12 protein-coding genes are annotated in these 17,435 nt (G+C 60.4%); 6 read left to right on the top strand and 6 right to left on the bottom strand.

From position 1 onward, the window contains the following. The first annotated feature begins 22 nt into the window (after positions 1-22). Together ACR0MI_RS13580 and ACR0MI_RS13575 are read left to right on the top strand one after the other, a co-directional pair. Positions 23-1,360: an MmgE/PrpD family protein gene (locus ACR0MI_RS13580; protein ID WP_170619737.1), complete on the top strand. Its 1,338-nt coding sequence runs from the start codon at positions 23-25 to the stop codon at positions 1,358-1,360. Further along, positions 1,357-2,904, top strand: a complete 1,548-nt coding sequence (locus ACR0MI_RS13575; protein ID WP_170615979.1) for a trimethylamine methyltransferase family protein — start codon at positions 1,357-1,359, stop codon at positions 2,902-2,904. The genes ACR0MI_RS13580 and ACR0MI_RS13575 overlap by 4 nt, the downstream gene beginning before the upstream one ends. Here the strand turns inward: ACR0MI_RS13575 and ACR0MI_RS13570 are convergent, their stop codons facing one another. The 5 genes from ACR0MI_RS13570 to ACR0MI_RS13550 form a co-directional block, all read right to left on the bottom strand. Then, positions 2,905-4,224, bottom strand: a complete 1,320-nt coding sequence (locus ACR0MI_RS13570; RefSeq protein WP_170817222.1) for a lanthionine synthetase LanC family protein — start codon at positions 4,222-4,224, stop codon at positions 2,905-2,907. After that, complete coding sequence (locus ACR0MI_RS13565) at positions 4,221-5,147, bottom strand: T3SS effector HopA1 family protein (RefSeq protein ID WP_170615983.1); 927 nt, start codon at positions 5,145-5,147, stop codon at positions 4,221-4,223. The genes ACR0MI_RS13570 and ACR0MI_RS13565 overlap by 4 nt, the downstream gene beginning before the upstream one ends. A gap of 2 nt (positions 5,148-5,149) precedes the next feature. Beyond that, on the bottom strand, positions 5,150-6,229 hold the full coding sequence (locus ACR0MI_RS13560) for a phosphotransferase (RefSeq protein ID WP_170619739.1): 1,080 nt from the start codon (positions 6,227-6,229) through the stop codon (positions 5,150-5,152). Between the two features lie 73 nt (positions 6,230-6,302). Next, complete coding sequence (locus ACR0MI_RS13555; protein ID WP_480441741.1) at positions 6,303-8,222, bottom strand: S8 family peptidase; 1,920 nt, start codon at positions 8,220-8,222, stop codon at positions 6,303-6,305. A 144-nt stretch (positions 8,223-8,366) separates the two neighbouring features. Further along, complete coding sequence (locus ACR0MI_RS13550; protein WP_170615987.1) at positions 8,367-8,645, bottom strand: hypothetical protein; 279 nt, start codon at positions 8,643-8,645, stop codon at positions 8,367-8,369. 1,170 nt (positions 8,646-9,815) lie between these two features. Between ACR0MI_RS13550 and betB the strand changes: the two genes are divergently transcribed. The 4 genes from betB to ACR0MI_RS13530 all read left to right on the top strand — a co-directional run bounded on the left by betB (position 9,816) and on the right by ACR0MI_RS13530 (position 16,822). Then, entirely contained in the window at positions 9,816-11,267 is a 1,452-nt protein-coding gene (gene betB / locus ACR0MI_RS13545) for a betaine-aldehyde dehydrogenase (protein WP_170615989.1), read from the top strand. 550 nt (positions 11,268-11,817) lie between these two features. Then, positions 11,818-13,485 carry a sulfatase-like hydrolase/transferase gene (locus tag ACR0MI_RS13540; protein ID WP_170615991.1) on the top strand — a complete coding sequence of 556 codons (1,668 nt, stop codon included), beginning with the start codon at positions 11,818-11,820 and terminating at the stop codon, positions 13,483-13,485. Positions 13,486-13,517: 32 nt separating this feature from the next. Further along, positions 13,518-14,762 (top strand): DUF3179 domain-containing (seleno)protein, encoded by a 1,245-nt coding sequence (locus ACR0MI_RS13535; protein ID WP_170615993.1) that lies wholly within the window; start codon positions 13,518-13,520, stop codon positions 14,760-14,762. Between the two features lie 26 nt (positions 14,763-14,788). After that, positions 14,789-16,822: a cytochrome c3 family protein gene (locus tag ACR0MI_RS13530; protein ID WP_480854611.1), complete on the top strand. Its 2,034-nt coding sequence runs from the start codon at positions 14,789-14,791 to the stop codon at positions 16,820-16,822. Positions 16,823-16,835: 13 nt separating this feature from the next. Here ACR0MI_RS13530 and ACR0MI_RS13525 read toward each other — a convergent pair whose 3' ends face one another. Beyond that, positions 16,836-17,432: a TetR/AcrR family transcriptional regulator gene (locus ACR0MI_RS13525; protein ID WP_170615995.1), complete on the bottom strand. Its 597-nt coding sequence runs from the start codon at positions 17,430-17,432 to the stop codon at positions 16,836-16,838. Positions 17,433-17,435: the final 3 nt, after the last annotated feature.

Here is a 17,435-nt window from a genome sequence, read left to right as displayed (position 1 = left end):
CTCAGCCGAAAGGGGGTACACCGTGACGGCCATTGAAACACTTGCGCAATTTGCGGTTGCGGCCCGCCCGGACCCGTCTGTACAGGCGCAGATTGCCCCGGCGGTCGTCGATTGTTTCGGGTGCATACTGGCTGGCGCGAACAGTGCGGTGGCGCGTCAAACACGGGCGGCGTTGGCCTTGGTCGCGCCCGGTCCGGTCCGTGTTTACGGGGCGGATCAGACCCTTTCGGCCCCGGTTGCCGTGCTGGTAAACGGGGTCGCGGGCCATGCCTGGGATCTGGATGACTGGGAAGAGCCAGGAAATACCCACCCGACTGTTGTTCTGCTGCCCGCTTTGCTGGCGTCCGCGCATCTGACCCCGGTCTCCGGAAAGGACCTGATGACGGCCTATGCCGTGGGGGCCGAAATCATCATGCAATTGGGTAAAGCGGTGTCATTGGCGCATTATGCACGTGGGTTTCATTCCACGGCCACGCTGGGTGTCATCGGTGTAGCCGGGGCGGTTTCGCGGTTGTTGGGGCTGTCGGCGGACCAGACAGTGCATGCCCTGTCTTTCGCGGTGTCGCAGGCGGCGGGCTACACAAGGCAATTCGGGTCCAACGCCAAGCCCTTGCAGGCCGGTTGGGCCGCCCGCAACGGTGTTGAGGCCGCCTTGCTGGCAGCCCAGGGCCTGACGGGGCAACCGCATGTAATGGACCACGAACGCGGGTTTGCAGGGCTTCTGAGTGACTATGATGCGAAACGGTTCTCAGGCGTCATGTCGCGGTTGGGGCGGGACTGGGCTCTGTCCGATTATGGGCTGATCCTGAAACCCTGGCCCTCGTGCGGATACACGCACCGCCTGATGACTGCGGCGGTGGAAATCCGTTCGCGACTGGCCGGGGGCGTGCATGGGATTACGGCCATCGAGGCATTCATGCCAGATTTCCACTATGAAATCCTGCCATTCGATCGCCCGGCATCGCGTACCGAAGCCCTGTTTTCGGCTCCGGCCTGTGTTGCGCAAGTTCTGGCAAAGGGACAGCTATCGCTGCGCGACAGCGCGGATGCGTTCTGGGCCGACCCCGAAGTTGCCCGGTTGATCGATTTGACCACCGTCAAGGCAGAACAGGCCAAAAACCCGGCGCTGAATTATGACCCGGATCAGCCAGACAGGCTCAGGGTTGAACTGACAAGTGGCGAGATTGTCCAGGCCACCTGCGCCGCCCCTCTGGGTCATCCATCCAACCCAATGACGCCTGACCAGTTGGCGGACAAGTTTTCTGGTCTGACTGGATTGCCTGAGGACAGTTACAAGACTGCACTCAACTGGCCGCAGGCGGACAACGTTGCCAGTTTTTTTGACAGGATCGATCAATGACTGCACGTAAACGCAACGGCGGACGCGCCGCCCGCAGGCACGCAAGGCAGGATGGCGCGGGAATGGGCGTGACCGAGGCGATCTGGCCGGGGATCGAAGGCGGAAAGTTCGCCGCACTTTCGGCCAGGGAACTTTCGCTGATCGATACCACGGCGATGCGTATTCTTGGGGAAATCGGGCTGAAAGGGGCGACCCGGGACTGCATCGACACGGTCTGTGCTGCCGGTGGGTCCCTGACCACGGACAGGCGGCTGTTGTTTCCCGAACCTATGGTGCGGCGGGTCCTTGAAACCGCCGGCCGCGGGTTTCACCTGTTTGGCCAGCGGCCCGAGCATGATTTGGACCCGTCAGGTGCGCGAACGCATTTCGGCACGTCGGGTGCGGCGGTTCATATCATCGACAGCGAAACCGGTCAGATCCGCGACACGACCTTGCGCGATCTTTACGATATGGCGCGGCTGGCCGAAGCGCTGCCCAACATCCACATGTTCCAGCGCACCGTGGTGGCGCGGGACATCACGGACCCGCGCGAGATGGATCTGAACACGCTTTACGCGTGCCTGAAGGGAACGGCCAAGCCGGTTGGCACCTCATTCGGTTCGGCAGCCGTTCTGGAAGAGGCCGTCGGTATGCTGACGATGATCACCGGCGGTCCCGAGGCGCTGCGGGCACGGCCGCCGCTTTGTATCTCAACCTGTTTTGTGGTGCCGCCGCTGACTTTTGCCGAAGAGGCGCTGGAAGTCATCGCGACTGCCGCGCGCCATGGCATTCCGTTAAAGCTGGTTTCGGCGGGTCAGGCGGGCGCCACCAGCCCCGCACCGCTGGCCGGGGCGGTTGCCCAGCAGACCGCCGAGGTGCTGGCAGGGCTGGTATATGTCAATCTGCTGAATCCCGGTCATCCGGCCACTTTTGGAGCCTTACCCTTTGTCAGTGATCTGCGCACCGGTGCGATGTCGGGCGGCAGTGCGGAACAGGGGCTGCTGATGGCGGCCTGTGCACAGATGGCGCGGTTTTATGACATTCCCTGCGCAGTCAGCGCAGGGATGACCGATAGCAAGATGCCGGATTTTCAGGCCGGATATGAAAAGGGCTGTACCGAGCTGTTGTCCGCGCTGTCGGGTGCCAACCTGATCTACGAGGCGGCAGGGATGTATGGTTCGCTTCTGGGCTGTTCGCTAGAAAGCTTTGTTCTCGACAATGACATGATCGGTTCGGTGATGCGCGCGACGCGCGGGTTCGAGGTTTCGGAAGACACGTTGTCCCTTGAAACCATCCGCGATGTCTGTGTCGGAGGGCCGGGACATTTTCTAGCGCATGATCAGACGCTGAACCGGATGGAAAGCGACTATTACTATCCGGCGATGGCGGACCGGCGCACGCCACAGGAATGGGCGGCGGCGACAGATAGGGATCTGCTGGAACGGGCCCGGCAGCGTACCCGCGAATTACTGGCGGCCCCCGATCCCGGTCATATCCCGGATCGGCTGGACGCGGAAATCCGCGCGCGGTTTCCCATTCGCCGGCTGGAACACGCCAAGGGTTGATCAGGCCGAATCCCCGCGCTTGGACGCAGGCAATACAAGGCCGGATGGCCGGAACCGGACCGGGTCGCTGAGGCCCAGATACATGCGCCCGATCCCCGCCAGACCAAGCATCAGGCCTGGCGTTTCACCGCCTTCGACCAGGCCGCATTTCCATTCCTCGTTTGCAGGGGGTCGCATTGCCAGACCAAGTTCGCGGGCCAGGGCTATTGCCTCGGGATCAGGGCGGACCTGAGATGAGTAGATCAGGGGTTCGACGATACTCCCAAGGCCATGGCAAACGCTTGCGTTTTCTTCGAAACCGGCGCGTTCGGTGGTCAGAGCCTGCCGCGCCCGTCGCTTGCAGGCGAAGATGGCGGCGTTGGCTTCTGCAAGGGATGTCTTGTCGCTGGTCAATTGCCAGGCCCGAAGCCGCGACAACGCGATGCCGCCCGACCCGTAACACCAGTAGGCGGGGTAAACCATCGCTTTGGGGTCACCGGCCTGATCGGCCCTGACATCGCGCAGATCGGGCCAACCGCATTGGTGGCGATCGAACCATTGCCGCTCGTACTCAAAGGCGCGGAAACCGGCTTTGCGATAACGTTCGTCCCGGGTCGCGGCCCAAAGCTCCAGCAGCGCGAGCGCTGGGGAAGAGGCACCGTGTGCGAGGCCGCAATGCGGAAAGGCGTGTGACGTTTCCGCATTTTCTTCCTGCCATGACAGTCCGATACCAGGTCCGGACTGCGCCCGGTCCAACAGCCATTCGCCATTGAGGTGACAGGCGCGCAAGATACTATCGCCGGACTCTGAGCCGTGCAGTGTCAGCAAGCCCGCAATCGTTCCCGATGGCCCGGCGATCACGTCAAAGCAGCCATCCTGTGGGGTCGCCGCTGTCAGAACTTCGTGCAGAAGACTCGTATCGTCTGCCATCTCCGTTTCTGGCAGCATGTCGTACACGGACCGAACGGTGCTCAGAGTGCCGATGAGGCCGCTGTACCATCCGTGCGGTGTGACGCTGCGCCGTTCGCGTATCAGGTGCATGGCGCCGTTGGCTGCGCTTGATGCGGTGTTGGCGTAGTCTGGATTGCGGGTCTGCCGCCACATCTCCGCAAGAAACAGCGCAACCCCGGCCAGTCCGCCGTAAAGGGATTCGTCGATGGTCTGGTAAACGGACCGCCATTCCCCGTCGACCAATTCCATTTCATACCCAAGCCAGGTGCAGCAATCTTCGTCCCGGACAGCATCGCGCACCAGTTGATCCGCGATAGCAGTGGCGACCGCAAGAAAGGCCGGGCCCTGGTCGCCGCCGGGAGGCGGGGGTGATGGGTCCAGTTTCCTCACGGCAACGCGTACTCCGGGCTGTCGGCAGCTTCGGCCCATGGCCGATCCGGTGCGATGCCTTCGGACGAGAATACGGCGCGCACGGATTTGACCCAGTCCGTGGGCTGTTCGATACCTCGATCAACGCAGCGCAGGACACCCCGCGCCACCAACGCGCATCGGGACGACCCAAAGCTTTCTCCCCGTGCTGCCGGGTCGTCGGCCACGCTGACCCCGGGGCAAAGCTTTCTGGTCAGGGGGGGAACCGGATCACACAGGTCGTCGCATGCACGCCTGGCGGTAGCGGCGATGGCCTCGGCTGCCTTTGCGAAATCTGGTCGGGGCAGATAAAGGACAAGCGCATCCCGGCGATCATATTCGGCCGGGCGTCTGGGGCACTTGAGGAAATATGGGAATGCGTCGCCCAAAGCCTGACTCAGCGCGTGAACCAGAACAGGTGCACCTATTGGCATTGCGTTCCAGTACACCCGGACAATCGGGTGCCGGTTTGCATGCCAGGGTTTCGAGAAGGTGACGTAATCGCCAGGGTTCATGGTTTCGGAATCCCGGCGGGCCACAACCGAAACGGTGTCGCCGGGGCGAATACGCGCGCCACGGCCATCTTCGGGCAGGCAATCGATCACGTGGAGCACCCGCCTTTCGTGTCCGCGCGTTACGGCAACCTTGCCGCGTCTGGACACTTTCGCGACATGCCACCCTTCCTCCCATCGGTGCGAGGATGCGTGCGCTGTTCTCAGCAACTCGCACAGATCGCGGTCTTCTGCATTCAGGCCCGGTTTTTCACCGACCGCACAATACCAGTCCCGATAGAGCGCATCCGTCAGGGGGGCGGGATCGCCGCTCCTAAGGGGTTCACTGGCCAATACCCGCGAAATGACGTCAAACGCCGCAGGTAAGGCCTCGTCCAGCGCATCAGCACCCATTGCTATACCGATCCTGTTCCAATTCGCGGCCCGTCCCGAAGAAGGGTTTCAAGCCATTTCGGAGTCTGGCACACCCTCAGCGCCATGGCCAAGGCTACCTGACTGCGCGTCCCGTCCGGGCTTTCCATCGATTGCAACTCGAGTGTGGTCTGGACAAGTCGGATACCGGTATAGAGGCTGCATCGTCTCAGGAAATCCGTATTTGCGGATCCTAAAGTGCCGGTGGCGCGCGTGTAGGCTGAAAACAGATGAACCGCAGCCCGGCAGGCTTCGTTTTCAGGAAGAGAGGCCAGTGGCTTGTTGCCCGGGCTGGCGGGCAGTTGCGCCAGCTGAAGGTACTCCTGCACGGCCGTTGCGACGTCCCAGGCGGGATCGCCGAGACCCGCCAGTTCCCAATCGACCAGCCGGATCTGCACCGTGCCATCCGGGCCGGACTGCAGCAGGCAGTTGTCCCATTTGAGATCGCCATGGATGAGGCAGGTTTCCCGCCATGCTGCCTGAGCACGGCTGATGCAGGCCATGACCGCCGCACGCGCAGCCGGATTGGGCAGGAGGTGATGCAACTGCTCGTGCAGCCCTCCGGAATCCCCGTCCAGCATCCAGGGACGAGCCGAGGGAAGGTGCGTGTCATCTACGTGTCCCTGATGCAGACGGGCCAGCACGTTTGCCAGACCATCAAGAATGGCTGGGTCATCCAAGGGGTTGCGCCCCATGAAGTCGTGCAGGGTTGTGGCCGGGTCCAGAAGTTCGGCGATCAGGATACCTCGATCCGGATCGGAATGCGCCAGATAGGGCGCGATGCCGGGGCTGAGCGATTGTACCGCCTGATAGCAGGTTATCTCACGCCGGTTCCAGTTGCTGGCGGATCGGGTGCCCAATTTGACCAGAAACGTTCCCTGTCCGCCCAGATGAACAGTGGCTGTTGTCGCGCGGTCGCGCCGGGTGGCCATGATGCGCATGCCCTGTTGCACGATCCGCGTTGCGGGGATCAGGTTACGCCTGCGCAGAACAGAAGCGACCCGTTCTTCCGCACGCGGCCTGCGCGATGGTTCTGTGTTCGAACGAATGGCGGCATCGGTCATGTCGTAAGGCCCTCAGGAACACCCCCGGGCGGTTGGCCCGAGGGTGCGTGGTCGTTACATCCGGCAGGATGACTTAGTACTCGTCATCATACCCGTAGTCGTCGTCCCAATAGTCGGCGTCGGACTCGGCGCCGTACTCATCCACCCATTCATCGTCATAGGCGTCTTCGTACATCGCGTAACCGTCGTCCCAGTCGTCGTATCCGTCGTCCCAGCCGCTGTCATAGTAATCTTCGTCGCCAGCGCGGAAGCAAGCCAGCGTAGGACGTGGGCAGCCTGCGAGCGTCGGACGCGGACATCCGGCCAGTGTCGGGCGCGGACAGCCTACCAGCGTGACCCGAGGACATCTCGGTCCGCTCAGGGTCGGGCGTGGGCATCCGGCGAAAGTCGGGCGTGGACACCACGGTCCGGTGAAGGTCCGGCGCGGGCAGCGCGGCCCGACGGTTGTCGGACGCGGGCACCACGGCCCGACCAGGGTCCGGCGCGGGCAGCGCGGCCCGACGGTTGTCGGACGCGGACACCACGGCCCGGTCAGGGTCCGGCGCGGGCAAAGGGGTCCAACCACCGTTCTGCGCGGGCATGCGGGTCCGACGATCGTTCTGCGGACAGGCCGGTGCAACCGGTCATACGCGGCCTTGATCTGGACAATGCCGGATCCGGAATGCTGGTCGAAGCCGCTGGCCCCGATATCCTTGGCCGTTGCCTTCAGTATGGATTTCAGCTGTGCCTGCGTTGCGCTGGGTTGGGATTGCTTCAGCAACGCCACCGCACCCGCAAGGATCGGCGTCGCCGCCGAGGTGCCGGAGTCACTTGTGAAATACCCCGTGAAATGGCTGATGGAACAGAAGTCAGGCTTATTCGAATCCAGAGCGGCAGGTCCGCGGCTGCTGTATCCGATGAACTCTTCGTTCTTGTTCACCGCGCCGACGGTCATCACCAGCGGGTGGCCATTTGCACCCCAGATGCTGCGTCCCGGGCCGTTATCGGCGCCGCAACGGTTGTCGGGGCAGGTATCTCCGCAGTTACCAGCGGCGAAGAGCACGAGAATGCCTTCGTTGATCGCCTCGACCACCTTGCGGGTAAACGGGTGGTTGGGGTTGCGGGCATAGGTGGTATCCCATGTTTCCTGGAAAATACCCCAACTGTTTGTCAGAACTTGCGGAGTGCCATTGCTTCGGAACTGGTTGATAGACCAGTTGAACGCCTGCAATGCCCGGCTGATTGTCCCGGGCGAGCCGCCAGATCCGGCAATCCGCAGATCGTAAAGCTGGGCTTCGGGCGCCATGCCAAGAACATCAGTGGCGCACATGTTGCCGTGATTGCCCCATTTGCCGGATTCGGTGCCCCAGTCTGACGGCCATCCGCCGATTACGCGCGGGATGCGACGCGAGGTCTCTCCGTTCTTGACCGGTCGGCCTTGCGCGGTGATGCCGCTGTCCAAAACGCCGACAACAATTCCGTTTCCACGGAACCCCGCCGCCCAGACCTGATCGACGCCCAGATAGGTGGCGACGTCGGCCATGTTGCCCTTTGGCGTGCCGGGGCTGCAGTCGCAGGGCGGGATCGGGCATGCTGCCATGCCGCCGCCTGTCTGCGGCCCGTACGGATTGTCGACGGGGAAGCCGTCGATTGGGACGTCGCGCCAGACACCGGCCACTTCGGGGCGGCTGCGCAAGGCTGCCATTGCGTCTTCACTTGCAACGGTGCCGCGCACCACGAAGGTTTCGTCAGGGGCCTGACCCGAAGCGGCAAATTCGGCGCTTCCGGTGCCGCCCATGCTGACAGGTTCGAATTCATTGTCGACAGCGAAGCCGTCCCCCGAGAAACCTTCGGCCGAGGACATCGCCATGGGACCGGAGCCGCCAGGCGTATAGCGCATTTCGACAAGTATGCTCAGCCGGCCCTTGCCGTCAGTGGGCTGCGGAACCCCGTTTGGGGGCGAGCCGTTGTCGCCGTTGGACTTCCTGCCACGCGTGGTTTTTTTAGCAGCCATCTTTATACCTCCATTGGGTTAAATTTGTTGCACTGGAAACTGGTTGCGCAGGTTGCCGGTCGCGGCGAACGTCGCCACGACAGATTTCGGGATTGGTTGAGTTTGAGCGGTGGAAGAAATCCGGTTCAGCAGGTTGAACGCGGCCTACGGGGCAAAAGGCGCAATTGGCGTATCGCCCCAAATGTTTATGACGTCCGGCCGCTGATTGAGTGCGTCCAGAGCTTCCGCGTCGGCAATGGTTCCGCTGAGTATCACGCTGGTCGGCTGCCGTTGTGCGCCGTGGCCCGTCTCGTTCATCGGAACAGGTTCCAGATCCGGGTCGAGTTCGAACCCCAGCTTTCTCATCTGAGTGGCCAGTGCTTCGGGATCCTGCAAATCGAAATGTGCAGACGCGGTGATCTCGACCATAACGCGCATATTCACGGCCGGACCCTTTGCAAAGGGTGGGTGGTGTCTGACGAATGGTCTCGCGACAGAATATGCCCCCGGTGGATCCAGGCGGTTCGATTCGTTGTGGTCTTCTCAACACCTGTATTGTGAAGGAGTGCCATTTCACAACCTCGGTTCGTACGGGATCCGGCGTAATACACGGAGCCATATCAAATTCTCGTCGAAGATTCGAGCGGGGAGTGCTCATGACCGTTGCTTTCAATACCTGCGCAGATGCGGGCTCGCCCGGGCATCAAAGCATCAGGTCAAAAGAATACGGACTAACTTGTTAATGCCACGGCACGTGTCTGGTGTTTCATCCGAAAGCGGTGGCGTTCCGTCAGAGGCAGAAAAGCCTGCTGTCGAAGGGGCGCTGTATGCTTCGGTCAGGTCCAGCCGCAGTTCAAGCCGCAATCCTTTGGAACAATGGCTCTGAGGCCACCGAGCGGAGAAAAAGTGGTGCCCGCCGTCTACATTCAATAACTCGTATAAACGCGATCATAATAGCGTTTTAGACTGGTTTTTTCAATTCTAAACAGAGTCCGCCGGACGCCGAAAGGGCCGGCTTGCCTGTGCACCAGCCCGGTTCTGCGTCAATGATCCATCGTTTGCAGAAGGAGGTTTTCCGGTCCGGTCACGTGTAAAAGGTTGATAAGTTGCGCACATCCCGAGGTTGTCCGGGCGGTTACAACGCAGCGGGTTTGTTAGGCCGGGTCGCTCGCGCACATTGCGTTGATGGTCAATTTGGCTTGGCTGATTGGGTTGCCGCCGGGGTTGTGCTTGCGAACGCCCCAATTCGGATCCCCGTTTCGGCGCTGGGTCCGGGGCGACCGGTCGGCTATCGATTCCCCCATTTTGCGGCGACAGGAACTGGGGCGGCCCGCGCCAGCCGGTCGGTCAGGGTTCTTCCCCAACTGGGGATTTTACGAACAGGATTCTGGTGTCGGAAACAGTTGCTAACGTGGTCTCTGGCGGTGTGCATGGGATCATCCGGTTAGTTGATTGACTGATCAATAAAAATCCACCATGGTCATCCCCACATATAAAATGGCCGGCTCGATCCGCGCTGGCCCGTCTGCTCAGAACCATGCGTTCGCAATACAAACCCGCCGGAGAAAAACAGTTCCGGACTACCCATCAGCCATGTTTCGGAGACCTCAGAACATGATCGCGCAGCCTCAGGCCAGCCATTACGTGAATGGCGCCTATCTTGAAGATGAAAACGGTCGATCCCTTGATGTGATTTACCCAGCGACCGGAGAGGTGATCGCGAGGTTGCACGAGGCCTCTCCCGAGCTCGTCGATCAGACGATCGCGCTGGCCCGGACGGCGCAAAAAGCCTGGGGCGCCATGTCCGGCACCGAACGCGGGCGCATCCTGCGCCGAGCCGCCGACATCATGCGCGAACGCAACCATGAGCTTTCAGTGCTGGAAACCTATGATACCGGCAAGCCACTGCAGGAAACCCTGGTTGCGGACGCAACATCGGGCGCAGATGCATTGGAGTATTTTGGCGGTCTTGCATGCAGCCTGACCGGCGAGCACATACAGCTTGGCGAAGACTGGGTCTACACCCGGCGCGAACCGCTGGGACTGTGTGTCGGCATCGGTGCCTGGAACTACCCCACGCAAATTGCCTGCTGGAAGGCCGCGCCAGCACTGGCCTGCGGCAACGCCGTGATTTTCAAGCCTTCTGAAGAAACTCCGCTCTGCGCGCTCAAGGTTGCTGAAATCCTGTCCGAGGCAGGCCTGCCGCCGGGTCTGTTCAACGTGCTGCAGGGGCGGGGTGAAACCGGCGCTGCCCTTGTCACTGATCCCCGGGTGGACAAGGTATCGCTGACCGGTTCGGTGCCCACCGGGCGAAAGGTCTATGCCGCTGCGGCTGCGGGCATGAAACATGTCACGATGGAGCTCGGGGGCAAGTCTCCGATGATCGTGTTTGACGATGCCGATCTGGAAGACGCCGTCAGTGGCGCGATCCTTGGCAACTTCTATTCTTCGGGGCAGGTGTGTTCGAACGGGACACGTGTGTTTGTTCAGAAGGGCATCAAGGACGCGTTTCTGAACCGCCTGCAGGAGCGGCTTGCCAACGCGATCATCGGTGACCCGCAGGATGAGGCCACCAATTTTGGCCCGCTGGTCAGCGCGCGTCAGTTGGAGATCGCCCAAAGCTATATCGAGGCAGGGAAATCCGAAGGGGCCCGCTTGGTTTGTGGCGGCGAACGGATTGAACGTCCGGGCAACTGGATGACGCCTGCGGTTTTCGCCGACGTTACCGACGACATGAAGATCGCGGTTGAAGAGATCTTTGGTCCCGTGATGGCCGTGCTGGATTTCGAAACCGAGGAAGAGGTGATCACGCGCGCCAATGCCACCGATTTCGGTTTGGCCGCCGGTGTGTTCACCAGCGATCTGAAACGTGGGCACAGGGTCATCGCGCAACTGGATGCCGGAAGCTGCTTTATCAACTCGTACAATGATGCGCCGGTCGAAGCGCCGTTTGGTGGCGTCAAGCAATCGGGGGTCGGGCGCGAGAACTCCAAGGCTGCGATCGAACATTACAGCCAGCTCAAATCCGTCTATGTCCGCATGACGCCGCTGGAGGCGCCATACTAAAGCACGACAACGGTGCAAAAGGATGCCGGTTCGGCCATTGGCATGATTGCCTTTTGGCCGATCCGGCTTTTGTTTTTTCGTTTCGGCGAGTGGTTTTATGGGGCCAATGCAGTTGGGCCTGTCAATGCACGAGGTCGAAATGCGCCACGGTGACGGCTTGATGGCCGGGCGGTCGCGTGTACGCAAGCCTTGCGGGGCAGCGCCCGAACAAGCGCAGTTGGCTTCTACCCAAGTCTTAACTCCTGAAATTTTTCGAGTACGATTGAGGTGGTTTTGCCGCGGCAATCAAGGTCGCCGACCCGTGAGCATATCATACCACAAGCCATCGGAAATTAGTCGACCCGCTCATCGCCCATTCTGAAGATTGTGCCATTGTGGGCTTTGGGTTGCGGCTCCGAAAACCGGGCCAAGCTAGCTGAGCCCAGGCGATTCCGCCCCTGACGTTTGCCGGGAAGGTTGCGCGGGTAGGAAGTTCACATTTAGTATCGCAATGTATCGATGTGAAACATCCGGCGTTCAGCCGAAAAAATGTCTATCTGGGGGGTAGGGTATGAAACAGTTTTGCTATCGGGTGCTGACGGCAGGTCTTTTCGCGTCGCCTGGATTTGCGCAGGATGCTCCGATCATACACGATGCCGAGTTTTACATTCTTCAGTCCCAGCATGAAGACCAATGGGCACAGGATGACGCTGCGGTCAACGACGCTCTGGCCGCATTTCGGGACGGCAACGGAGGCAACCCACCGAACATCGTCAGTGTGCTGATCGACGATATGGGTTTTGGCGACATGGGAATACCCGAGCTGAACGCCGTGCGGGGATATGAAACGCCGAATATCAACGATTTCTCGGATCAGGCCATGCGAATGGTACGCATGTATACCGAACCCTCCTGTACGCCGACGCGGGTGGCGCAGATGACCGGGCGGTTGCCGGTGCGGATGGGCATGGGCGACACGACAGTCGATATCGCAGGTTTTGGCCTGCCGGAGAACGAAGTCACGCTGGCCGAGGTCCTAAAACAGGCGGGCTATGCGACCAGTCATGTGGGCAAGTGGCATATGGGCGACATCGCTGAAAGCTGGGCGATGAACCAGGGATTTGATTACGCTCAGCACGCAATCCACCAGCAGGGGCAGCTGACCATTTTCAACGACGACGCGATCAGGGAACAGGTTTCGGTCGCGATCCGGGATTACGACGACAAGTACACGCTGGACGGCTGGTTCCGGCCGGATGCTGCTGCAATGATGACCGTGATCGAAGGTGAAACCGGCGGCCCAATCCGTGAAATCCGCATGGAAACCGGTGAACGCTGGAATGCCGCTAAATATGACGAGATGAACCAGGCGTTCCAGGACAAGACGCTGGAGGAACTGGATCGCCTTGCAGGCGGTGAGCATCCGTTCTTCCTGCAATACTGGCCGATGATCCCGCTGGACAACACCCGTGCCGGACGATCGGGACCGGAAAGCGTGAATGGGGGACTTTATGTCGACAAGATGCAGCTGCTGGATCAGTGGCTGGGCGATCTGTTTGCCCGCTTGGATGAACTTGAGCTGACCGACAACACCGTTGTCGTAGTGATGGGCGATAACGGACACTTCACAAAATACGCTCCACAATCCGGCTTTACGCCGTTGATCTATGCAGGTGGCAAAGGTGACACGACCGAAGGCGGTGTCCGCGTCGATGCCTTCATCCGTTGGCCTGGTATGATCGAGGCTGATGGTCTGCTGAACAGCATCATTCACGTCTCGGATCTTTACACAACGCTCTCCCGGTTCGCCGGGGCCGATCAGCATATCCCACGAGATCGTCTGGTTGACGGGGTGGACCAATCGGCCGCCCTGTTGTTTGCCGATGAAACCAAGGCGCGGCGCGATCATGTCATCATTTATTCGGTCAACAAGCCTGAGGCCGTTGTGAAAGACCAGCTTAAGCTGAAACTGCCGGGGCCCGGGGAAAGTGCGATTCTCGCGAAGTTCTTTGATCTCTACCGGGACACACGCGAAGAATACTCGGTCTCGACCGAGGTTGGCGCCTGGGGCGGTCAGGAGTTCGCGCGGATTCTGGGGCGTCACATGGCAAGAAAAGAGAAATATCCCGATACAACGCCTGCCTACGGTGTGCCCTATGAAGGGATCGAGAACATACGCCCCGAAACGCAACAGGCCGTAGATGCGTTCATGACCAAACGCGCCTCTGCGCAGCAATAACGCAAAAACCGGAACAGGATCACGAGGTGCAGATGGTCGGAAACATACTCTTCGCTCTTGGCCTGATCGCCTCGCTTGGGATCGGATTTGTCTATTTCCGCGATCTTGGCGACATCTCGCAGATGCTGTTGAAGGTGAAGCGCGAAAATATGGTGCGGTTCATCCGAAACGAATACCGCCTCATCGGCATAGGGCTGAGTGGCTTTGCCGTTTCAACGCTGGCGCATTTCCTGTTTGGCGGTGGTTCGTTCTGGCTTTGGTTTGTCGCCGCGCTGCTGGTGATATTTCTGTACGGGTTTCCCTATGTCTGGGTGCATCTGGGTTTGCGGAACCAGCTTAACACGGCGCAGTATTTTCCGATCAGCGAAGCGCGGAAATACGTCGGGTCGACGGCGCCGGTTATCGTGATCGAAAACAATGGGCATGCCCGCGCCCATCCGGATGCGCAGATTATGCGCCCGCATCTGGCGGGCAATGAAAAAGGTCTGGGCGGCGAAGACGTCGTGATGACCTACTGTGCCATGGCCAATCTCGGTCAGGGATATTCGCCGGCCATCGAAGGCAAGCGGCTGAACCTCGAGGTTCTGGCCCAGCACGGCAACAACCTGATCCTGCGTGACAATGATACCGGCGAGCCGATTCAGCATATCTACGGCTTCCGCGAAGCGGATCGCGACCCGAATGCGGACGGACCTGCCTGCCCCCTGCGGCCGGAAGCTCGGATGAAGCCATGGCCCACGTTTCGGATGACGTTTCGCGGGTTTCAGAAGGCCTTTCCCGACGGCGAGGTTTACCTGAACAAACCCTCTTCGAACCCGCTGCTGCGCCTTCTGGACATGGTGACGGAGATCACTTTTGGCTGGGGTATTTCCCGCCAGCATCAGGAAGATGCGCCGGTGATGGACAACATGGACCGCTCGGACAATCGGCTGCCGAACAAGACCTATGTCTGGGGGATCACAATCGGGGATGAGGCGGCCTGCTGGACCGACGATTTCATTGTCGAGAATGACTGGATCGTGAACGCGCGGGTTGGCGGGCGCGACGTCGTTGTCAGTCTGGACCCTCGTTATGAGAGTTTGGGTGTCTGGTACAACGACAGCGGCCAGCCCGTGACCCGATGCGATTTCTGGGGTGTTTCGGATCAGGGCCAGTTGCAGAGGGTCGAGACGCTGCGGGCCGGCGTGTTCTGGCATGTCTGGTCCGAGTTTTTTCCAAACACCGACATCAATCGTGTAGAAGGTGGTGAAGACGTGGTTGGAGAGACCGCCGCGTGATCCGACGGGCCCGGGGAGCATTCCAATTGCGACGGCACACTTGTTTTTGGAAGCCTCGCTGGGCGGTTCCCCGGCGCATTGACCTGCCCGGTTGCTCGGGCAGGATTTCGGATTTCGGTGTTGTACTGATCCTTGCTCTGGCAACTTGGGCGTACCTTGCCGCTGCCGTCAGGGGACAAGAGATACAGTCGGAGAACACGGACCAGCACTATGTCGGATCGGAGCAGTGTACGGGCTGCCATCAGGATGCCACCGACGCCTGGATGGGGTCGCATCACGCGCTTGCCTGGACCAGCCCCGCGCCGGATACCGTCCTGGCCGACTTTGACGGAACCCGGTTCGAGCACGACGGGGTGCAATACGAGTTCTCAGTCGACAACGGAAACTACCGCATTCACCTGACCGAGACCGACGGCACGGTGAAAGACTATTCCGTCCATTCCGTTGTCGGGGTCGCGCCGCTGCAACAGTATCTGATCGAAACCGAGCCGGGCCGATTGCAAAGCTTTGATGTCGTTTGGGATGTCGAAAACGGACGTTGGTACCACTTGTACCCCGACCAGACATTGCCGCCGGATGACGGGTTGCACTGGACCGGACCATACAAGAACTGGAATGCCCGCTGCGCGGAGTGCCATGCGACCGGTTTCGAAAAGCGCTATGACGAACGCCGTCAGGCCTATGTTTCGGTTCAGGTCGAAACGGGGGTCGGATGCGAAGCCTGCCACGGCCCCGGTTCGGCGCATGTCGACTGGGCGGAATCTGCCGGAACCTCATCGGTGCCCGCGCCCGCGGGATACGGATTTGCGATGGATTTCGCCGGGGCAGGGGCTGAGGCTGCGATACAGCAATGTGCGACCTGCCATTCCCGACGTGAGCCGTTTGGCGAGGGAAATCCAATGCCCGGAACCAGTTTTCATGAGGCTTACAACCTGTCGTTGCTGCGCCCCGGCCTCTACCACGCCGATGGGCAGATTTTGGACGAGGTCTATGTCTACGGGTCGTTTCTTCAATCCAGGATGTACTCAAAGGGCGTGACTTGCCTGAATTGCCACGACGCCCACAGCGCCGAATTGAAGGCAGACGGAAACGGCGTCTGCACGCAATGCCATTCCCCGGCAGGCAATCCCGATTTCACGTCTTTGCCGCTAAAGCCCTACGATGATCCTTCGCATCATTTCCATGAAGCGGGTTCCGAGGGCGCGCAGTGCAAAAACTGCCACATGATCGAGCGTGTCTATATGGGGACAGACGGTCGTAGGGACCACAGCTTTCGTATCCCAAGGCCGGATCTGGCAGACGTGACCGGTGCACCAGACGCCTGCACCGACTGCCACGCGGATCGGTCGGCAGAATGGGCGGCGGCGGAGATAGAAAAATACCATCCGAATGCAGCAGCGCGCCCGCATTACGGCGTCACGCTGGCGGCCGGGCGGTCTGATCCAGTGGGCGCCAAGCCGGACCTGAACTCTCTGGCGCTTGATGACAGTCAGGCGGGCCTGGTCCGGGCAACAGCCCTATGGCTGTTGTCTCAGGTCGCGGATGAGACTACCGCCGAGGATATGGCACCTCTGCTGGCACATGATGATCCGCTGATAAGGGCGACGGCCATCGCAATTCAAAGGGCCGCGCCGCCCCGGCTACAGGCGGACAGGCTAAACGAACTGCTCGACGACCCGGAAAGGATGGTGCGGATCGAGGCTGCGAAGGCCATGCTGGACTTTCCTGCCGCCGGTCTTCCGGAGCAGGAGCAGGACAAGTTGCAGCAGGCGATGTCCGAGTGGCGGGCCTCGCTGCGGGCGCGGTCAGATTTTCCGGAAACCCATCTGGTACTGGGTGGAATGGCATTGACCTTCAGAAACATTCCCGCAGCAAAACGCGCCTTTCGCGAGGTTGTGCGCATGGATCCGCAACGCGAAGAAGCCTGGGTCATGCTGGTCCGGATTGCCGCAGCAGTCGATGGGCGCGAGGCGACGCTGGCCATTCTGGAGGAGGCCCTGAGCAAAGTGCCAGACAGTCAGGCCCTGAACGAGTTGCGCGCTTCGGTCTTGGCCCAATAGACCCGAGCCCTTTCTAAAGGTTCTGAATACCGTGAAGGGTAAGTGTGCTGACCACGTCCGAGTAATCTTCGCGCGCTTTTGACCCTGCACCAGTGTTCCACATGTAATACCAGTTCAACATGCCGAAAACGGACATGGTCGCGGCGCGCAGCTTGTTCTTGTCTGTTCCAAGAACGCCCGGAGCCAGTTCTTTCAGTATGTCGCTGACGAAATTGACCAGATCCCGCTGATAACCGCGCAGGACCTTTTGCTGTTCGTCGGGCAGTGCGGACATGCCGCTGACCTGAACGCGATGTTCATCATCCGCGCCCTGATAGGCGAACAGGATTTCTTTTATCGCGGCCCGCAGTTTCTGTTCAGCCGTCAGGCCATCCGTGTCGATGCCGCAGATCCTGTCGCGCAGATCACGCAGGTAGGTTTCAAGGATGTCATACAGGATGGCATCCTTGCTGTCGTAGTAGTGGTAGATATTGGCTTTTGATATCCCGCACTCCTTGGCCAGCAAGGACATCGAGGCACGGTCGAACCCTTCATTGGCAAATACCCGTGCCGCCGATTTCAGGATTTGAGCACGTTTCTGATCGTGATCTTTGGCGATGGTACGGGCCAAGGT

This window comes from Ruegeria sp. D4 (assembly GCF_056534475.1).
Note: the sequence above shows the minus strand (reverse complement) of the source record. Positions and strands in the feature narration are given on the sequence as shown.